This window comes from Kribbella sp. CA-293567 (assembly GCF_027627575.1).
Lineage (GTDB): Bacteria > Actinomycetota > Actinomycetes > Propionibacteriales > Kribbellaceae > Kribbella.
The window spans coordinates 7,308,001-7,324,909 of the sequence record NZ_CP114065.1; the positions used below are offsets into that span (position 1 = coordinate 7,308,001).

Here is a 16,909-nt window from a genome sequence, read left to right on the forward strand (position 1 = left end):
CTAACGCAACTGCGCCGCAGCCCGATCCCGGATGATTCGGGCGAAGGCAAGGAAGTCGGCCTCGGATCCGACCCGGCCGAAAGCCCGAACCTCACCCGCGTAGGTAGGAGTGCGGAAGAACAGAGTTCGTTCGACCCACGACCGGCCGGCTTTCGGGTAGGTCCTGACGATGTACCGCGACCCGGCGCCGAACTCGGTCAGCGGGCGCTCCTCGATCGACGCCTGGGCCGTCCCTGAGCCGACTGAGATCCGGCGGCATTCGGGCGCCGACTTGAAGCGAAGACGGTGATAGCGTTCCGCCTCCGCGCCGGTCAGCTCGTACAGAACGGCGTTGACGAAGGCCTCCGTACCGGCGGCGCCTACTTCGGCGGTACCGAGGGCCGCTGGGGTGTCGGACCGGAAGCTTGCCACCGACTCGACCGTGAAGCCACCGGTCCGGATCATCGCGCGACAGCTCTGCGGTTCCACCGTCAGCCCGGCCAACGGGTCCTCGCGCTGGCGCATGGTCCGGAGATCGATGAAGTGGCTACCCACGTCGAGGCGTTGACGCAAATACGTCGTCGGCAGGGCGGCCTGGAGCTGGCTGGCCTCGAAGCGGTACTGCGGAGGATCGGGCGTGCTGCTCGCAGTTTTCGTGCTGGCGGCCTGAGCCCCAGATGCGGACGAGGGCGCGGTGGAGCGGCAGGCCGACAGCAGGAGGGCGGCGGCCAGCATCACGGCGAGGCAGCGTGCGTGGCCGGAAGGAATAGTCATCAGTGGAATAATCGCACCGGTCGATCCTTCGTTACTGGATCCCACGGGAAGGCTGGCTGTGCTCGTCTCTGTTGTGGTGCCGTGCTACCGGTCGGCGGCGACCCTGCCGCGGCTGGTGGAGGGGCTGGTCGAGGTTCTGCCGGGGGCGACGACCGGGTTCGAGATCGTGCTGGTGGTGGACGGCAGTCCGGACGACACCTGGCCGGTCGCGAGCGAACTGGCCGACAAGTACGCCGAGGTCCGGGCGATGCGGCTGGCGCGGAACTACGGGCAGCACAACGCGTTGATCGCGGGCGTGCGCAACGCGCGGTACGAGGTCGTCGTGACGATGGACGACGATCTGCAGCATCCCGCCGACCAGGTGCCGGTGCTGCTGCGGGCGCTGACCGACGACGTCGACCTGGTGTACGGCGTACCGGCCGAGGAGGAGCACGGGTTCGCCCGGAGCTTCTCGTCGCGGCTGGTCAAGGGCGCGCTGGCGTCGGCGATGGCGGTGCGCGACGCCCGGTCGATCAGCGCGTTCCGGGCCTTCCGGACCTTCCTGCGGGACGGGTTCGACGGGCTGGACGGCCCGCACGCCTCGGTCGACGTGGCGCTGTCCTGGTCGACCACCCGGATCGCGCAGACCACCGTCCGGATGGAGTCACGGGCGGCCGGCCAGTCGAACTACACGACCTGGATGCTGATGAAGCACGCGCTCACGCTGATCACCGGGTACTCCGTGGAACCGCTGCGGCTGGTCGGCTATCTCGGCTTCATCTGCGCCGTCTTCGGGGTCGGGCTGTTCGGCGTGATCATCGTCAAGTACGTCACCGGCGCGACCACGGTGGCCGGATTCACCACGATCGCGTCGATGGTGGCGTTGTTCTCCGGTGCCCAGATGCTGGCCCTCGGCGTCCTGGGCGAGTACGTCGGACGCCTGCACTCCGGCTCGATGGGCCGGCCGACGTACGTGATTCGTGAGCGGACCGACGTGGACGCCCACCCCGACATCAAGCGTGAGGTCGACTGAGATGGACTACCTGCTCTTCCCGGGCCGGCACCACGTGCTGACCCGGTTCCAGGCGGAGTTCCTGCGCCGGTACGACGCGACGATCGTCTGGGCGGTCACCTCGGCCAACCACCACACCACCAAACGCAACCCGGTGCCCTTCGACCGGCGGGAGGCCGCGATCGAGCGGCTCAGCGTGGCGGTCGGAATCCGGTCGCTGGTGATCGGTGTGGTCGACACCCCACCCACTGACGACTTCGCCGATGTCACCATCAAGGCGGTCGAGGCCGGTACCGACGACCAGGTCCAGCTGCATCCGGGCAACACGATCGTCGCCTGTTCGACACCGGAGGTGGCCAAACTCTACGAACAGCTCGGCTACCAGGTGATCGGCGTCGAGCCCGAGGACCAGCACCGGCCCTGGGACGTGCTGCTGATGATTGCTGAGGGCAACAACGATTGGCGGAAGCTGGCCCATCCGGCCACCGTGGACGTCTTCGACCGCTACCACCTGGACGCGCACATCCAGCGCTGCGTGAACGACCCGGTGGTCGGTGACGACGGCGGGCTCACCACCACCCGCGACTACAAGACCTACGCCGATGCCTTCGAGACCGCGGCCGACCGGAAATGGCTGCAGCTCAAGGACTTCGTCCGGCCCGGGCGGATCCTCGACATCGGTTGCGCGACCGGCGCCACGCTGCAACTGGTCGACGCCGACCCTCGCTTCCACGAGTCCGACCTGATCGGGGTCGAGGTCGCCCGGCACCTGTACGCCGAATGCGTGCACAAGAAGGAGCAAGGGCTCTTCCAGAACCCGAACGTCTACTTCTACCAGCGCAACATGCTCGGCTCGGCGGTCTTCCCGGCGCGCTCGATCGACACCACCCTCACGCTGGCCCTGACCCACGAGATCTGGTCGTACGCCGACGGCTCGCGCCCGGACACCGTGCAGCGTTTCGCCGACGGGCTGTTCGCGCACACGGCACCGGGTGGCGTCTGGGTGAACTCCGACGTCTGCGGTCCGGCCGAGCCGGAGCGCAGCGTCGTACTGGCGCTGGACGACAGCGACGGGGAGAACCCGGACGCGCCGGCCGAGCTGGAGGCGCTGGCCGACCCGGCGGCGTACATCCGCAGGTTGTCCACCAGGGCACGGTTCTTCCAGTTCGCCCAGGACTTCCGGCGGAACGCGTCCGTGCCGTTCGAGTACTCCGTCCGCGGCGGCGAGCTGGTACTGCGGCTGGCCGACGCGATGGACTTCCTGACCCGCAAGGACTATGTGGACAACTGGCTGAGCGAGACCCACGAGCAGTTCTGCGGGCTGAACTTCGCCGGCTGGTCGGAGATCGCCGAGAACGCCGGCTTCACCGTCGACCCGGCGTCGAAGGCGTGGCGGAACGACTGGGTGATCGAGAACCGGATCGCCCCGGTCGCGTCCCTCAGCTCGCTCCAGGGTGAACCGGTCGACTGGCCGGACACCCATCAGCTGCTGATCGCGCGCCGTTAGAAGCGGTTGCCCAGCTTCTTCTGCAGCCGGCGCTTGACCTTGTAGGCGAACTTGCGCGGGTTGCGGATCAGCGCGGCCTTGCGGATCAGCGTGGTGACGGCGAAGGCGCGGGAGTTGCGGAAGCGGGTGCGCTCGGCGTTCGCTTTCTGCACCTGCAGGCGCAGCTCCCGCAGCCGGGTCTCGCGGGTCTTGAGCGCCTTGTCGCGGAAGCCGAGCGTGCGCTCGAGACCGAACACGTGCCCCTGCAGCTCGAACAGTTCGCGCCTCGCCCGCTCGGCGTCGGCGAGGGCGGTCCGTACGTCGGGCGCCTGGATCTCGGCCGTTCCGAGCGCGGCGGTCAGCGCGCCGGCGATTTCCTTGCCGCTGGCAACTTCCGCGTCGGGGACGCCGGACATTGCCAGCCAGGTGCTGACGAGGTCGTCCCCGATCATCCACGGCGGCCAGGGGTGACGGCGGTGGTTGTCGATCAGGCGCGCGTGGAAGCGCTGCCAGGCTGCTGCCAGCAGGTCGGTGCGGGACGCGTCGGCGGTCCAGCCCGATACGCCGAAACCGAAGGAGTCGCCGTCGATGGCGATGTCGTCCCAGCGGAGGACGACCTGACCGGTCTGCGCGAGGGCCCATTCGCCGAGGCGCGCGGCCAGTGCGCGGAACGCGGGCACATCCTCGGCGGCGGCCAGCCGGTGGAGCACGGTCTCGACGCTGATACCGCCGGAGACTTCGGCCGGGACGACCGCTGCGTCGTAGACGACACCACGGATCGAAGGCCGGGGCGTCGCGTCGGCAACCTCACCAGCGTCGTCACCTGCCGAGGTGTCGGTGACCCGGGCAGCAATCGACCAACCAACCTCTGACGCGGTGGGTGTCTGGGTTGCGGTGAGGACGGCGGGGCCGGCGTCGCTGTAGATCGTGTGCTTGACGGGGAGGCCGGTGACCGCCAGCCAGCCGCTCGAGGTCGAGGCCAGGAGGCCGGCTCGGGAGGCTGAATCCGCGGCTTCCGCGATCGGGGCGAGGAGCGGGATGTCGGTAGACTCCAGCGCCTGCGTGGCCAGGCGGGCCGGCAGGGTTCCTGGTCGCGCGGCCGCCGCGACGTCGACTGCCAGCAAGGTCTTGTCGGCGAAGGACGAATAGATGCTCTGCAACGGCAGACCGACCCGGTTGAGTTCAGCGGCCAGTTGGACCGCGGAGACCGGGCGGGCCGGGTCGTCGTGCAGCGGGCGCCACTCGTCGTCGCCGTGACGGTCCAGCGGTGGGCGGCGATCGAGCAGGCTGGTGAGGGCGAACTCGTTCTCCAAGCCCAGCACCAGCACGGTTTCCGGCGTACAGAGTGCGCCGAGGGAGTCGAGGCGCTCCGGCCAGGTGAGGTCGTCGCTGTCGTAGCCCAGCACCCGGTCCAGCCCGTCGACGGCGACGACCGCCTCGTACGCCGGACCGCTGAGGCCGTCGAGTGCGCCCGCGATCACCTGCAGGCCGGGGAACTGCTCGGCCAGCGCGGAGGCGTCCGAGACAGAGCGGACCAGCATCGTCGCGCTCGACGCCTGCTCGACCGCGACGGCGACGAGGTCGGCCGCGTGCGGGCCGACGATCAAGGTGCGTGCCCCAGCAGGGAGTACGTCGGTCAGCAGCGCCCGGAGCACCGGGCCGCCGACGGCACCGCGCTTGCCGCTGTAGTCGCTCCACGGCTGCATCTCACCGCGAACCACCTCGACGGCCAGCTGGTTGTCAGACACGTTCTCTCCAATCGAACAACATCCGCAGTTCGGCGGGCGGCATCAGCCACGGCACGCCGAGTTCCAGCTCGGTGGTCGCCCGCGCGGCCGCCAGGTCGATCTCCTTGCCCAGCAGTTCGGGCCACAGCCGCGCGATCCGCGCCTCGCCGCCGAACAGCGGGTTCTCGCCGGCCATCTGCATCGGATCGCCGTACACGGCCGGTTCGCAACCCGCCGCGATCCCGTAGAAGACCGCGGTCGACAGCCTGTTCGCCGCCACCCGCTTGTGCTTGCGCAGCTCCGCGAGCTGTTTGTAGAGGAAGCGCGGATCCGTGCCCTCGTAGGAGAATCCTCGCCGCCCGAAGGAGACCACCCGGAACCCGGCGTCCTCGTAGGACTTGCGGATCTCCGGCCGGTCGTACTCGGTGTAGTACAGGCTGAAGGTGACCGGCCCGGGCTCGGTCTCGCGGATCTCGTCGATCAGGCGCTTGTGGTCGCCCTCGATCTTGCCGCCCTCCCAGCCGTGGAACAGGAACCAGAGCGTGCCTTCCCGCTCCTCCTCCGGCACCACGCCGAGCTCGGGCTCGAGGTCGAGCAGATAGAGGAACGGCGCGCCGATGCTGTGGTAGTTCCGCCGGCCGAGCGCGTGCCCGCGGCGACGCGGGGCGTCGCTCCAGGTGAACCGCCAGGCGCCGTCGTAGAACTCGTGCACGGGGTTCCAGCCGTCGCCGATGTTCCAGCCGTGCTGCAGGTAGCCGCGCAGGCGGGGCGGGTACTCGTCGTTCAGCCCGGCGTACCGGGCCAGGATGTGCGCCTGACCGTAGTAGTGATTGTGATGGTGCATCAGCGAACCTCGACGTGAAGAGTGCCTGCGTGCGGCCGGACTCCGAGCGTGTGCCCGGCTTGCTCGATCACCAGCGGCAACCGGCCGGCCAGGAACGGCTCGCACTGCACCGCCTGCGCCGAACCGTCCGCGGCGACCGCGAACAGCACCCAGTCCGCCAGACTCGCCAGCGGATCGACCGCGTGGGCGACCGGATTGTCCGGGACCAGCGCGGGCAGCTTCACCGAAGCCGTCCAGTTCCCGTCCGACAGCCTACTGCGGCAGGCCACGTCCAGGTGGTCGTCGGAGTCGTCCAGATAGCGCCGCCAGCTGAAACTGTGGGTGACCTCGGTCAACGGCCCACTGATCCGCAGTTCGTTGCGCTCAGCAACGACCGCGGCCCGGTCGGCGACCACCCGGGAGGGACCTTCGTGCAGGTTGACGTAGCCGCCGGTCGAGCGGGTCAGCGAGATCAGCCGGCCCTTCTCCAAGTGGTTGGCGGCCTGTTCGTCGGCCGTCCACAGCAGCAGCTTCTCGGTGCCGTCGCTGCCGACCAGCCGGAACGCCCAGGTGGTGCGCTGGCTGAACGGGTCGTCGGGGTTGGTCTCCGCGATGATCGGACCGAACGGGATCCGTACGCTGAACCGCCGGTCGCTCGACAGCTCGACCGGCAGTACCTGGTCCTGTCCCGACAGTGGCCTGGTCAGCTGGAGGCTGGGATCGTCCAGAGTGGCCGGCAGCCGGCCACGCAGCACAAGGGCGTCCTCGTACTGCTCGACGGAGGTCAACCGGCAAGGGTCGACCATCCGGCGCAGTACGAACGCGCCGTCGGCCCCGGGACCGGGCTGGACCCAGCTGCTCGGGGAGATCCAGTTGCCGGGCGGCCAGCCGGGACTGCCGGCCTTCTGGCCTCGCAGTCTTCCTTCCCGCCGCGCCTTCCCCGACTTCATCCGTACGGCGAAGTGCGCCGGTACTCCGGTCGCGTTCAGCTTCGCCAGCAGCGGCTTGTCGAGGCGTACCTCGAACCCGACCGGAGCCATGTCGCCGTGCGAGTCGGTGGCGTCGTACCGGCGGACGGCCAGCGGCGTCTCGGTGCCGTCGACGACCAGCGCGATGCGCAGGACCGACGAGGCGTCCGTGGCCAGGTGGCGGATCTCGGCGGTGCCCTTGATCGACAGGCCGCCGTCGCGCCAAGCGACCTCCTGCACGGTCGTCGCGAGCGTCAGCTCACGCGCCGGCAACTGGTAGAGCGAGCGCGGGATCGCCGTGTTCGGCTCGTGCACGCCCGGGTAGTTGTGCTCGAAGTGCCGGCGCCGGCCCGGTTTGGCCAGTGCGCGTGCACCCCCACGTAGCCCGCCGTCGTTGCGGAAGTTCGCCAGCCGGCGGAGCAGGTCGACATCCCCTGCGCGCAGCGCGGCGTGCTGCAGCCGGTCGTAGCCGTGGGCCCTCGCGAGCACCGAGCCGTCCAGCCGGTCGAGGAACCGGGAGGCGAGCTGCACCAGCTCCTGCTCCTCGGTCTCCGGCACGGTGCCGAACGCCATCATCAGCGTCAGCATGTCGATCTGGGTGAAGTGCGAGTGCACGCGCCGCCTGATCTCGCCCAGCCCCGCCTGCCCCGAGTCGATCAGGTCGAGCACGAGCTCGGCCGAGGTGACCCGGTCGGCCAGGTTGCCGAACTGGAACTTCTGCTGGGTGATCGACTCGCCGGACTCGCGCTCGCGCCAGTAGTAGACCGGCACCGCCAGCGCGTCGACGGTGACCGCGTCCAGATGCGCCTGCAGAGTGACCGGGTAGTCCTCGTAGCGGATCGCGGGGAACCGGTAGCCGTGCTCGTCCCAGAAGGACCGCCGGTAGACCTTGTTCCAGACCATCCGGTCGAGGATCAGGTCGGGCGTCTCGATCACGTGGGTGGCGATCCGGTCCTTGGCGAACGGCAGCCGGTGGATCCACGACGGCCGGACGCCGGCACTGTTGTTGAACCGCCGCGCGTTGCCGCCGGCCAGGCAGGAGCCGGTCTCGTCCAGGCTGTGGATCAACCGCTCGAAGCCGTGCCGGCTGACCAGGTCGTCGCTGTCGACGAAGGTCAGGTACTCACCGCGGGCTTCCCGTACGCCGGTGTTGCGGGCCGGTCCGAGCCCCTGGTTGTGCTGCTCGACGATCCGGAACCGGGAGTCGCGGGCGCAGACCCCCTTGGCGATCGCCGCGCTGTCGTCCGGCGATCCGTCGTCGACCAGGATCGCCTCGAAGTCGGCGAAGGTCTGCCGGGCGATCGAATCGAGGCAGGCCCCGATGTACTCCCCGACGTTGTAGAACGGCACAACCACGCTCAGCCGCGGCGTCACAACTGCTTCGGTCTCCTCGGCTCAGTCTTTCCGGTTCGTCATGCTAGCAGTAGCCGATCGGCTACTAAGTGCACTGTCAGCAGGGTATGCACAGGCTCGAACCCGTACCTCGCCCATGCCCTCTGCACCCCAGTGTTATGTCCCTGCGTGGAGATCACCAACCGCGTGCCGGTACTGGCATCTTCGACCGCTGCGAGCAGGTGCCCGTACCGCCCGCGGCCCTGCTCGGCCGGAACCACCCCGGCAAGCTGGACCTCGGTCCACGACCGCTGCTGGTCGACCGTCGCCAGAGCGAGCACCCGGCGATCCGGCCCACGCAGTACGACGGCACCTGACTCGGCGACGCTGCGCCGGGCCCACTCCTGATACCCGGCCAGTGCCTCCGAGCGCTTGAACAGCGGGTTGGCGCAGTAGTGGTTGCCGTAGTCGCCGAAAATGTCGCCGACCAGGTCGTCCACGAGGCCGTCGTCGACCTCCTTCTCCAGGCTGGCGTTGAACCCGGCCAGCGGTGCCGGGCGACGCCCCTTGCCGACCGGTAGCGCCCAGTACACAAGGCTGTCCGCGAGCAGCGCCGTCCGCGACCCGGTGGCGAGCGCCGCGAACCAGGTCACCTCACGGGCGGGGTAGCGCAGTACGACGACGTCGGCGGAGGACTTGTCGACAGCGGCGAGCACCTCGTCGAGCGGCGTACCGGCTGAGGCCGACACGGAGATGCGGTCGACCGAGACGCCGAAACGCTTCGCCTCGTACTCCCCCGGCGTACTGGTCAGCTCGCCGGCTTCCAGGGCGTCGTACCAGCTCATGCGGCCACCAGGTCGTAGGAGGTGACGCCCTCGATCACCCGTGTCTGTTCAGCCGCTGTCAGTTGGCTGAACAGAGGCAGCCGCACGAGTCTGTCGCTGACCCGGTCGGTGACCTCGCAGCCGCCCGGCGCGACTCGGCCATAGCGTTCACCGGCTGGTGACGAGTGCAGCGGGACGTAGTGGAACGGTGCGCTGATGTTGAGCTCCCGCAGGTGGGCTATCAGGCCTTGCTGATCCTCGTGTGTCGGCATCAGCAAGTAGTAAAGGTGTGCTGGATGCGCACACTCGGCAGGCACGGTCGGTACGCCGACACCTCGCGACGCGGCCCAGACGGCGAGCTCCTCGTCGTACCGCTGCCAGATCGCGTACCGAGGCGCCTGGATCTGCTCGAACTGCTCCAACTGGGCCGTCAGAAAGGCGGCCAGCGGATCGGCCGGCAGGTAGCTGGAACCGATGTCGACCCAGCGGTACTTGTCCACCTGGCCGCGGAAGAACTGGCTGCGGTTCGTGCCCTTCTCCCGGATCACCTCGGCCCGCTCGACCAGGCCGGCGTCGTTGAGCACCAGCGCGCCCCCTTCACCGCAGTGCACGTTCTTGGTCCCGTGGAACGACTGCGTCGCCATCAACCCGAAGGAGCCGAGCGGGCGACCGCGGTACGACCCGCCGAGCCCGTGCGCGTTGTCCTCGATCACTGCCAGCCCGTACTTCGCCGCGACCGCCTGCACCTCGTCCATCGCGGCCGCGACACCCGCGTAGTGGACCACCACGATCGCCTTCGTCCGAGCGGTGACAGCGGCCTCCAGCCGGGTCTCGTCCAGGTTCAGCGTGTCCGGCCGGATGTCGACGAAGACGGGGACCGCGCCCCGCAGTACGTAGGCGTTGGCGGTGGAGACGAAGGTGAACGACGGCATGATCACCTCGTCCCCCGGCGCGAGGTCGAGCAGCAACGCGGTCAGCTCCAGCGCGTGCGTGCACGAGGTGGTCAGCAACGACGCGATGCCGCCGGTGAGCTTGGTGATCAGCTCGGTCGCGCGAGCCGTGAACGGACCGTCACCCGTGACGGCGGCAGAGCTGAAGGACTGGCTCACGTAGGCCAGCTCGTCACCTGCCAGGAATGCCTTGACGAACGGGATGGGTGACAGCTCCGGCATGGGTCCGGAGCTTACCGCTGGTCGGTTTCGGGGGTCTCGATCACCTCTGGGAAGCTGTGGTGACCAGGGTCTTCGAGGCTGTCGTACCCGACCAGGAACTGTGGCCGGCGCTGGCTCGACTGGAACAACCGGGCGACGTACTCGCCCAGCAGGCCGAGGCACAGCAGCTGGATCGCACCGATGACTCCTACTGCGAGCACTGTCGACGTCCAGCCGGGAACGCTGCGCCCAGCCAGCTTGATGATCAGTGCGGCGACCACCACCCCGGAAGACAGCAGCCCGCCGAGCAGACCGAGCCAGGTGGCCAGCCTCAGTGGCGCCGCCGAGAAGGCGGTCACGCTGTCGAAGGCCAGCCGGAACATCTTCGACCAGTTGTACTTCGTCACGCCGGCCGCCCGCTCCGCGCGAACGTAGGCGACCTCGGCGCTCGGGAAGCCCAGCCACGGGATCACCAGCCGGAAGACCCGGCCGTCCTCGGGCAGGGCGTTCACCGCGTCCACGACCCGGCGCGAGACCAGGCGGAAGTCGCCGGCGTCGAAGGGGATCTGCTTGCCGACCAGGCGGCACATGAGCCGGTAGTACAGCCGGGCGGTGGTGCGCTTCGGCCAGGAGTCGCTGGAGCGGTCGGAGCGGACGCCGTACACGACGTCGACGTCCTGGTCGCGGGCAGCGGCGAGCAGTTCGGCGATGACCTCCGGTGGATCCTGCAGGTCGGCGTCGATGGTGACGACGTACTCACCGCGCGCCCGGCGGAAGCCTGCCGACAGAGCGGCCTGGTGGCCGGAGTTGCGAAGCAGGCGGACCAGTCGCAGTTGCGGCCAGTGGCCGGCTGCCTCGGTAACCAGGGCCGCTGTCCTGTCCCGGCTGCCGTCGTCGACCACCAGTACCTCGTAGTCGATGCCCAGACCGTCCAGTAGGGGGTGCATCCGCTCGAAGAAGATCGGCAGCACCTCCTCCTCGTCGTACATCGGCACGACGACGGACAGGACAGGCTGGCTGACCGGCATGAGGACCTCCCTTGCGGGGAGATTACTCGGCTGGTGCGCGGATAGGCTGCTCCAGTGTCAATCGTGACGGGCGATGCGCCCGGCAGCCTCGCCGATCGCCGGCGCCAGGCAGCCCTGCGGCGTGACAGTGCCCGTCAGCTGGAGGAAGCCCGCGAGATCGAGGAGACTCGGCTCCGGGAGGCCGCCCGGTTGCGGGCTTCGTCGCGGAAGTTCAGAGGTTTCATCCGGCCGCCGCAGGCCCCTGCTCGCCAAGGGCCGGAGACACTGACCGCGCGCTTGGTGAAGGCCGGCGCGGGTGTCGCGTTGGCCGTGCTGTCGATCTGGCTGATGGCTGGGCACGCGTCCGGGGACAGCATCGTGGCGCTGCTGCGGTTCTGGGTCTTCGGGCTGACGCTGCCCGGTTTCATCCTGTGGCGGCTGGCCAGCCCGTCACGCCACAACCTGATCGAGGACCTCGCGGCCGGAGCGCTGGTCGGCGTGTCCATCCTGCTGCTGGTCTACATGGCCGTCGCCCCACTGGGACTGCAGCAGTGGGCCTGGCTGTGGGCAGCTCCCGTCCTGCTGGTCGGTGTCTCGGTCCCGGCCTGGCGCCGGCGAGTGCTGAGCAAGGTCGATCGACCGGTGCACCCGCTGACCGCCTGGCTGATCGTGCTGGCTTGCGCGCTCCCGCTGTACGGCACTGGCCGCTACCGCAACCTGCTGCCGGCGCCCTATACAGATGCACGCTCCAACTCGCCTGACATGGCTTTCCATCAAGCACTGTCGGCCAGTGCGAAGTACGACTTCCCACTGCAGGCGCCGTACGTCGCAGGCGAGCAGATGGACTATCACTACTTCTGGCACCAGTTCACGGCTGCCACCTCGTGGGCGACCGGCATTGACCTGACCGACCTCGTCTACACCATCGGCTGGGTACCACTGCTGATCGCCGGGCTGGCGTTGATCTTCGCGCTCACCGACCGGCTGGCCCCGAGCTCACGCTGGGCCGGTCCGCTGGCGATCGCGGTGGCCGCCGTCGGCGGCACGGTCAGCGTTTATCCACAGGCATCACTGCTGTCCGAGGGCCTGATGAACTACGTCTGGGGCAGCCCGACGCAGAACCTCGGCGGAGCCCTGGTCGTGCTGCTCGCCATCATGGGGATCGACCTGCTGCGCGACCGCAGCGCGCCCTCTTCGTGGTTGCTGTTCGTCGTGATCGCCGCGGCCGGTTCGGGCTCGAAGGCAACCGTGCTGCCGTTGATCATCTGCGGTCTCGCGCTGGTCGTCTTCATCCGGCTCTGCTACGGCCGGCTGTCCGGGGTCGCCCTGCTCATCGCCGCCGTGCTGGGCGGGCTCTTCGCCGCCTCGATCGTGGTGGTCTTCGGCATGCACTCGTCCGGGCTGGCGGTGAAGCCGTGGGTGACGTTCGCCAAGATCGGCATCTACCCGCAGATCGCCGATCCGTTGCCGTCCGGGCAGTTCGACCACAGCGCGATGTGGATCAGCGGTATCACCGCCTGCCTCGGGCTGGTGCTCGGCACGGCCGGACTGGTGATGCTGCTCGGCAGCTCGGCCCGCTGGTTCCGCGACCCCGGGACGATCTTCCTGGTCGGCATCTCGATCGCCGGCTTCTGCGCGATGATCCTGACCGACCAGCCGGGGACCAGCCAGCTGTACTTCCACCGCACCGCCGTACCGGTGATCGCGGCGCTGGCCGCGGCCGGCGTGTGGATGGTCGTGTTCTGGTTCGCCGACAAGCGGTCCGACCTGATCGTGCTCGCCTCGGTGCTGGGAGGAATCGGCGCCACCGCCGCGGCCCGGGCGATCGTCCGGGCGGACGCCAAGCCGTTCCGGCAGGCCGACGGATCGCTTCAGGGGCTGATCGGGCCCTGGGTGTGGACGATCGGGCTGTTGCTCCTGGTCGCGGCTGCCGTCACCGGCCTGTGGAAACTCGGTCATCGCCGGGGCCGGCCGACCCGGATCGCGCTGGCGTCCTTCCTGCTCGCCGGGATGGGAGCCGGCCTGTTCCTTCCGGTGCAGGCGATGGCGCAGTACCGGCCGGTCACGCTCGCGCCGCAGACGGACAAGCAGTTGCTCGGACCGACCAGCAGCCAGGCCGAAGCGGCCCGCTGGCTGCGCGACCACGCGGCACCCGGAGAACTGATCGCGACCAACGCGCACTGCGCGATGAAGAACACGATCGGCTGCGACGCCCGGCACTTCTGGATCTCGGCGTTGTCGGAACGGCACGTGCTGCTCGAAGGCTGGGCCTACACCAACACTCTGAACGACCTGGTCGCCGGCACCGGGATGGGCCCGAACTCGCTGCCGTTCTGGGACCAGGCCAGGCTGCAGGAGAACGACATCGTCTTCGTCGCGCCGACCCGGGACAACCTGCGGGTGCTGCAGGAGAAGTACGGCGTCCGCTGGTTGTACGCCGACCCGACTCAGACGATCGTCTCAAGCACCCTGAACAGTCTGGCCACCCTGCGCTTCAGGACGGCCGACGCGCTGATCTACGAGCTTCGCTGAGTAACAGTCCGCCTACGCATCGGAGCCGTCGCGGCATTAGGGTGACCGGCATGCACTCCAGGGCTCGACGGCGCGGGCCGAGGGAAACCGGGGCCGGCACCCTCGCCGGGCGGATGGCGGCACTACCGGTGCTGTTGCTGGTCCTGGTGCTGCTGCTCTCCCGCGCGCCGGTCTTCGACGTGGCCAAGTTCGGTCTGTACGTCGTGGTGGCCGTGCTGCTGCCCGGCCTGGTGATCTGGCGACTGGTCGGCGCCTACCGCCGCAACCTGGTGGAGGACTTCGCTGCCGGGTTCGCGATCGGGACAGCGGCCCAGCTGATCGTGTACCTCGCCGCGTCCTCGGTCGGGCTGCAGCGCTGGGCCTGGGGATGGGCACCGATCGTGCTCGTGCTCGGTGTCCTCGATCGCGATGTACGCAACCGGGTCTGGCGCCGGGTCGAGGCTCCGCTGGCGCCCTTGACCGCCTGGTTGACCTCGCTGGCGACCGCGCTGGTGCTGTTCGCGATCTACCGGAACGGGCCGGAGCGCTACGCACCGGCGTACACGGATCCGTCGGTCAGCGATCCAGGGATGGCCTTCCACCAGGCGCTCGCGGCCAGCGCGAAGGCCGACGTACCGGTCGTGCCGCTGTGGCTCGGCGGCGAGCCGATGAAGTTCCACACGTTCTTCCACCAGCTCACCGCGGCGACGTCGTGGGCGACCGGGGTCGAGCTCACTCAACTGATCTACACGCTGGTCTGGCTGCCGTTCGCGCTGGCGGGCTGCGGGCTGGTCTTCGCGGTGATGCAGCGTTTCGTCCAGCCCGGTGAGAGTGCTGCCGCGGTGTGGGCCGGGCCGCTCGCCATCCTGGTCGCGGGTCTGGGCGGGGCGTTGGAGCCACTGAAGGATCTGTCGATCGGCGGGGTCTCGATGGTCTCCGGGGCCTATCTGAGCCCTACCCAGAACCTGGGCCTGATGTTCGCCCTCGTACTGGCGGTGCTGGCGATCGACCTGCTGCGCAAGCAACCGCCGCGGAGTCGCTGGTTGTTGCTGCTCCTGGTGGCGCTCGCCGCGGCGGGTGCCAAGGCGACCGTGCTGCCGATGGCTGTCTGCGGGTTCTTGCTGGTGTTCCTGTTCCGGCGGTCGACCCGCAACGCGTTCTTCGGCGTGGTGATCGCGCTGGGGTTGTTCGTCGGGTCGGTGGTGGTCGTCTTCGGCGGTGAGTCGTCCGGGTTGCAGGTGAAGTTCGGCGACCTGTTCACCCAGCTCCCGCCGTACGAGTCGATCCGGGCGGCGGTGGAGAGCGACCAGCGGGCCGAGTTGATCAGTGCGGTGGTGATCCTCGCGGCCTGGGGGCTCGCTGTTGCCGGGGTGTTGTTCCTGCGAAGGTTCTGGCGGGACGCGGGCGGGATCTATGTGGCCGGCTTCGCCATCGGTGGCTTCGTGGCGGCGCTGGTGACCAGTCAGCCACTGTCGTTCTACCGGATGGCTTTTCCCTTCCTGGCGGTGCTTTCCTGCGTCGGCCTGGCCCGGCTGGTCGAGCGGCTGGACGACCGCCGCAGCGCCGTACTGGTGGCGGTGGCTGCCTGGCTCGGGTTGATCGGTTGTGGCTTTGCTCGTTGGTCCTCTGCGGAGCTGCAAGGCGTCAAGGAGCCGTTGATCTGGACGGTTGCCGCGCTGCTGGTGGTCGGACTGGTGGTTGCGGCCGGCTGGAAGGCCGGTCGGCGCAAGGGCGGCTTGGCGACGGCCTTCTGCGCGGCCGTGGTGACTGCCGGCATGGTCGGTGCGATGACGCTGCCCCTGTTCGGGCTGGTGTCCGAGCAGGCGGGTGACATCGCCTACGGCCGGCCCGCTCGTGGCGGGCCGACCGAGGCTCAGGCAGATGCTGCTCGCTGGCTGAAGGAGAACACGCCTCGCGAGGATCTGATCGCCACCAACGCGCACTGCATCGCGCAGTCGGGTGAGAGCTGCGACAGCCGGCACTTCTGGATCGCGGCCCTGTCCGAGCGGCAGGTGCTGATCGAGGGCTGGGTCCGGACCAACAGGTCCAGCCGCATCTCGGCCACCACCGGGATCGAGCCGAGTCAGGTGCCGTACTGGAACAAGGAGCAACTCGCGGCGAACGACGCCACCTTCACCTCACCGTCGGTGGCGATCATCGCGCGGCTGCGGAAGCTGGGCGTGCGCTGGCTGTACGCCGACAACCTGGCCGGGGAGATCTCGCCGGAGCTGAAGCAGTACGTGCGGCTGCGGCACGCGACGCTGGACGCGACGATCTACGAGATCAGGTAGCTGCGTCGATCAACTGCAGGAGAGCATCGGCTACACGGACCCGGCCTTGGCCGTCCACCAGCTTCCAGCCGGCTTGAGCGAGCTGAGTACGCCGTGGGGCGTCTGTCAGCAGAGACCGCAGAACTGCTGCCGCCTCTGTCGGGTCAGCCTTGAGCGCGGCGAGTGTGCCGACGCCGGCTGCCGCCCCGGTGGCTACTGCTCGCTCGTAGCCCATCTCCTGGTTGTCGACCACGCACACGAGACCAGCGGTGGCTCCCAGACACAGCAGCTCCCAGGTCGACGTACCGGAGGCGCTGACTACCAGGTCAGACTCCACGACGGCTTGAGCCAGCTGAGAGGTCGGCCCGATCACCTGCACCCGCTGCTCGGCCTCCAGCGGCACTGCGGAGATCGCCTCGACCAACTGCTCGCCGGGGGCAACCACTGTCGCTTCGAACGGCACACCTGTCGCCGCCAGCGCGCGTACGACGTACGGTCCGGCGCCGTAGGCGTCAGTGCCACCGAAGAAAGCGAACACCTTGGGCACCCCGGACTGCCGGAGTACAGGTGGGTCGGAAGGTCGGAGAGCCAGCACGTCGTCGCGCAGCAACACGTAGTCGAGCCCAGCCAGCCTCACCGCGCCCGCAGGCAGCACGGGCTGGTCGAACTCTGCTCCCAGATTCTGGTCCACCAGCAGGTCGGCATCGGCTCCACGCAGGTCACCGTCCACGATCGCCAGCGTGGGCACCCCAGACCGGCGTACGGCGCCGAAGACCTCGCCCGGCAGGTCATAGGAGTCGAACACCACCGCATCGAGCCCCAATCGCTCGACCAGCCGCACATGCTCGTCCGGCGTCCACACCGCCGCCTCGACCGCGATCCCCCGCCCCCGGATCTGCGCATCCGCCCAAGGCACGGTCGGGCTGTCGCAGACGAACACCACCTCGACCCCACGCCGCCGCAACTCCTCCGCGAACGCCAGGCTCCGCATCACGTGCCCCACCCCACGCCGCACCCCGACATCACACCTGACCCCGACCCGCAGCACCCGATCCACGCCCAGACC

Annotated in this window: 12 protein-coding genes; 4 read left to right on the plus strand and 8 right to left on the minus strand. The window is 69.0% G+C overall.

Translation table 11 applies throughout. The features are described 5' to 3' along the window. The gene (locus tag OX958_RS33900) at positions 1-753 is read right to left on the minus strand and encodes a hypothetical protein (RefSeq protein WP_270134416.1); all 753 of its coding nucleotides are present in this window, start codon (positions 751-753) and stop codon (positions 1-3) included. A 58-nt stretch (positions 754-811) separates the two neighbouring features. Here OX958_RS33900 and OX958_RS33905 point away from each other — a divergent pair, with 58 nt between their 5' ends. Both OX958_RS33905 and OX958_RS33910 read left to right on the plus strand, forming a co-directional pair. Beyond that, positions 812-1,765 carry a glycosyltransferase family 2 protein gene (locus OX958_RS33905; RefSeq protein WP_270134418.1) on the plus strand — a complete coding sequence of 318 codons (954 nt, stop codon included), beginning with the start codon at positions 812-814 and terminating at the stop codon, positions 1,763-1,765. Position 1,766: 1 nt separating this feature from the next. Next, entirely contained in the window at positions 1,767-3,251 is a 1,485-nt protein-coding gene (locus OX958_RS33910; protein WP_270134419.1) for a class I SAM-dependent methyltransferase, read from the plus strand. Here OX958_RS33910 and OX958_RS33915 read toward each other — a convergent pair. Genes OX958_RS33915 through OX958_RS33940 form a run of 6 tightly spaced genes read right to left on the minus strand, consistent with a single transcriptional unit; the run spans position 3,248 to position 11,083 of the window. Then, on the minus strand, positions 3,248-4,978 hold the full coding sequence (locus OX958_RS33915; protein ID WP_270134420.1) for a hypothetical protein: 1,731 nt from the start codon (positions 4,976-4,978) through the stop codon (positions 3,248-3,250). The two genes, OX958_RS33910 and OX958_RS33915, sit on opposite strands and share 4 nt — an antisense overlap. Then, complete coding sequence (locus OX958_RS33920; protein WP_270134422.1) at positions 4,971-5,801, minus strand: hypothetical protein; 831 nt, start codon at positions 5,799-5,801, stop codon at positions 4,971-4,973. The genes OX958_RS33915 and OX958_RS33920 overlap by 8 nt, the downstream gene beginning before the upstream one ends. Continuing rightward, positions 5,801-8,122 carry a glycosyltransferase gene (locus OX958_RS33925; RefSeq protein WP_270134423.1) on the minus strand — a complete coding sequence of 774 codons (2,322 nt, stop codon included), beginning with the start codon at positions 8,120-8,122 and terminating at the stop codon, positions 5,801-5,803. The genes OX958_RS33920 and OX958_RS33925 overlap by 1 nt, the downstream gene beginning before the upstream one ends. Before the next feature lie 38 nt (positions 8,123-8,160). Beyond that, positions 8,161-8,925: an N-acetyltransferase gene (locus OX958_RS33930; RefSeq protein ID WP_270134424.1), complete on the minus strand. Its 765-nt coding sequence runs from the start codon at positions 8,923-8,925 to the stop codon at positions 8,161-8,163. Further along, positions 8,922-10,076: a dTDP-4-amino-4,6-dideoxygalactose transaminase gene (gene rffA / locus OX958_RS33935; protein ID WP_270134426.1), complete on the minus strand. Its 1,155-nt coding sequence runs from the start codon at positions 10,074-10,076 to the stop codon at positions 8,922-8,924. Before rffA ends, OX958_RS33930 begins: the two co-directional genes overlap by 4 nt. Before the next feature lie 11 nt (positions 10,077-10,087). Beyond that, positions 10,088-11,083 (minus strand): glycosyltransferase family 2 protein, encoded by a 996-nt coding sequence (locus OX958_RS33940; protein ID WP_270134428.1) that lies wholly within the window; start codon positions 11,081-11,083, stop codon positions 10,088-10,090. Positions 11,084-11,137: 54 nt separating this feature from the next. Between OX958_RS33940 and OX958_RS33945 the strand changes: the two genes are divergently transcribed. Continuing rightward, positions 11,138-13,594: a hypothetical protein gene (locus OX958_RS33945; protein WP_270134430.1), complete on the plus strand. Its 2,457-nt coding sequence runs from the start codon at positions 11,138-11,140 to the stop codon at positions 13,592-13,594. A gap of 50 nt (positions 13,595-13,644) precedes the next feature. Next, entirely contained in the window at positions 13,645-15,864 is a 2,220-nt protein-coding gene (locus tag OX958_RS33950; RefSeq protein ID WP_270134431.1) for a hypothetical protein, read from the plus strand. Here the strand turns inward: OX958_RS33950 and OX958_RS33955 are convergent. Next, on the minus strand, positions 15,857-16,900 hold the full coding sequence (locus OX958_RS33955) for a PseG/SpsG family protein (RefSeq protein ID WP_270134433.1): 1,044 nt from the start codon (positions 16,898-16,900) through the stop codon (positions 15,857-15,859). The two genes, OX958_RS33950 and OX958_RS33955, sit on opposite strands and share 8 nt — an antisense overlap. Positions 16,901-16,909: the final 9 nt, after the last annotated feature.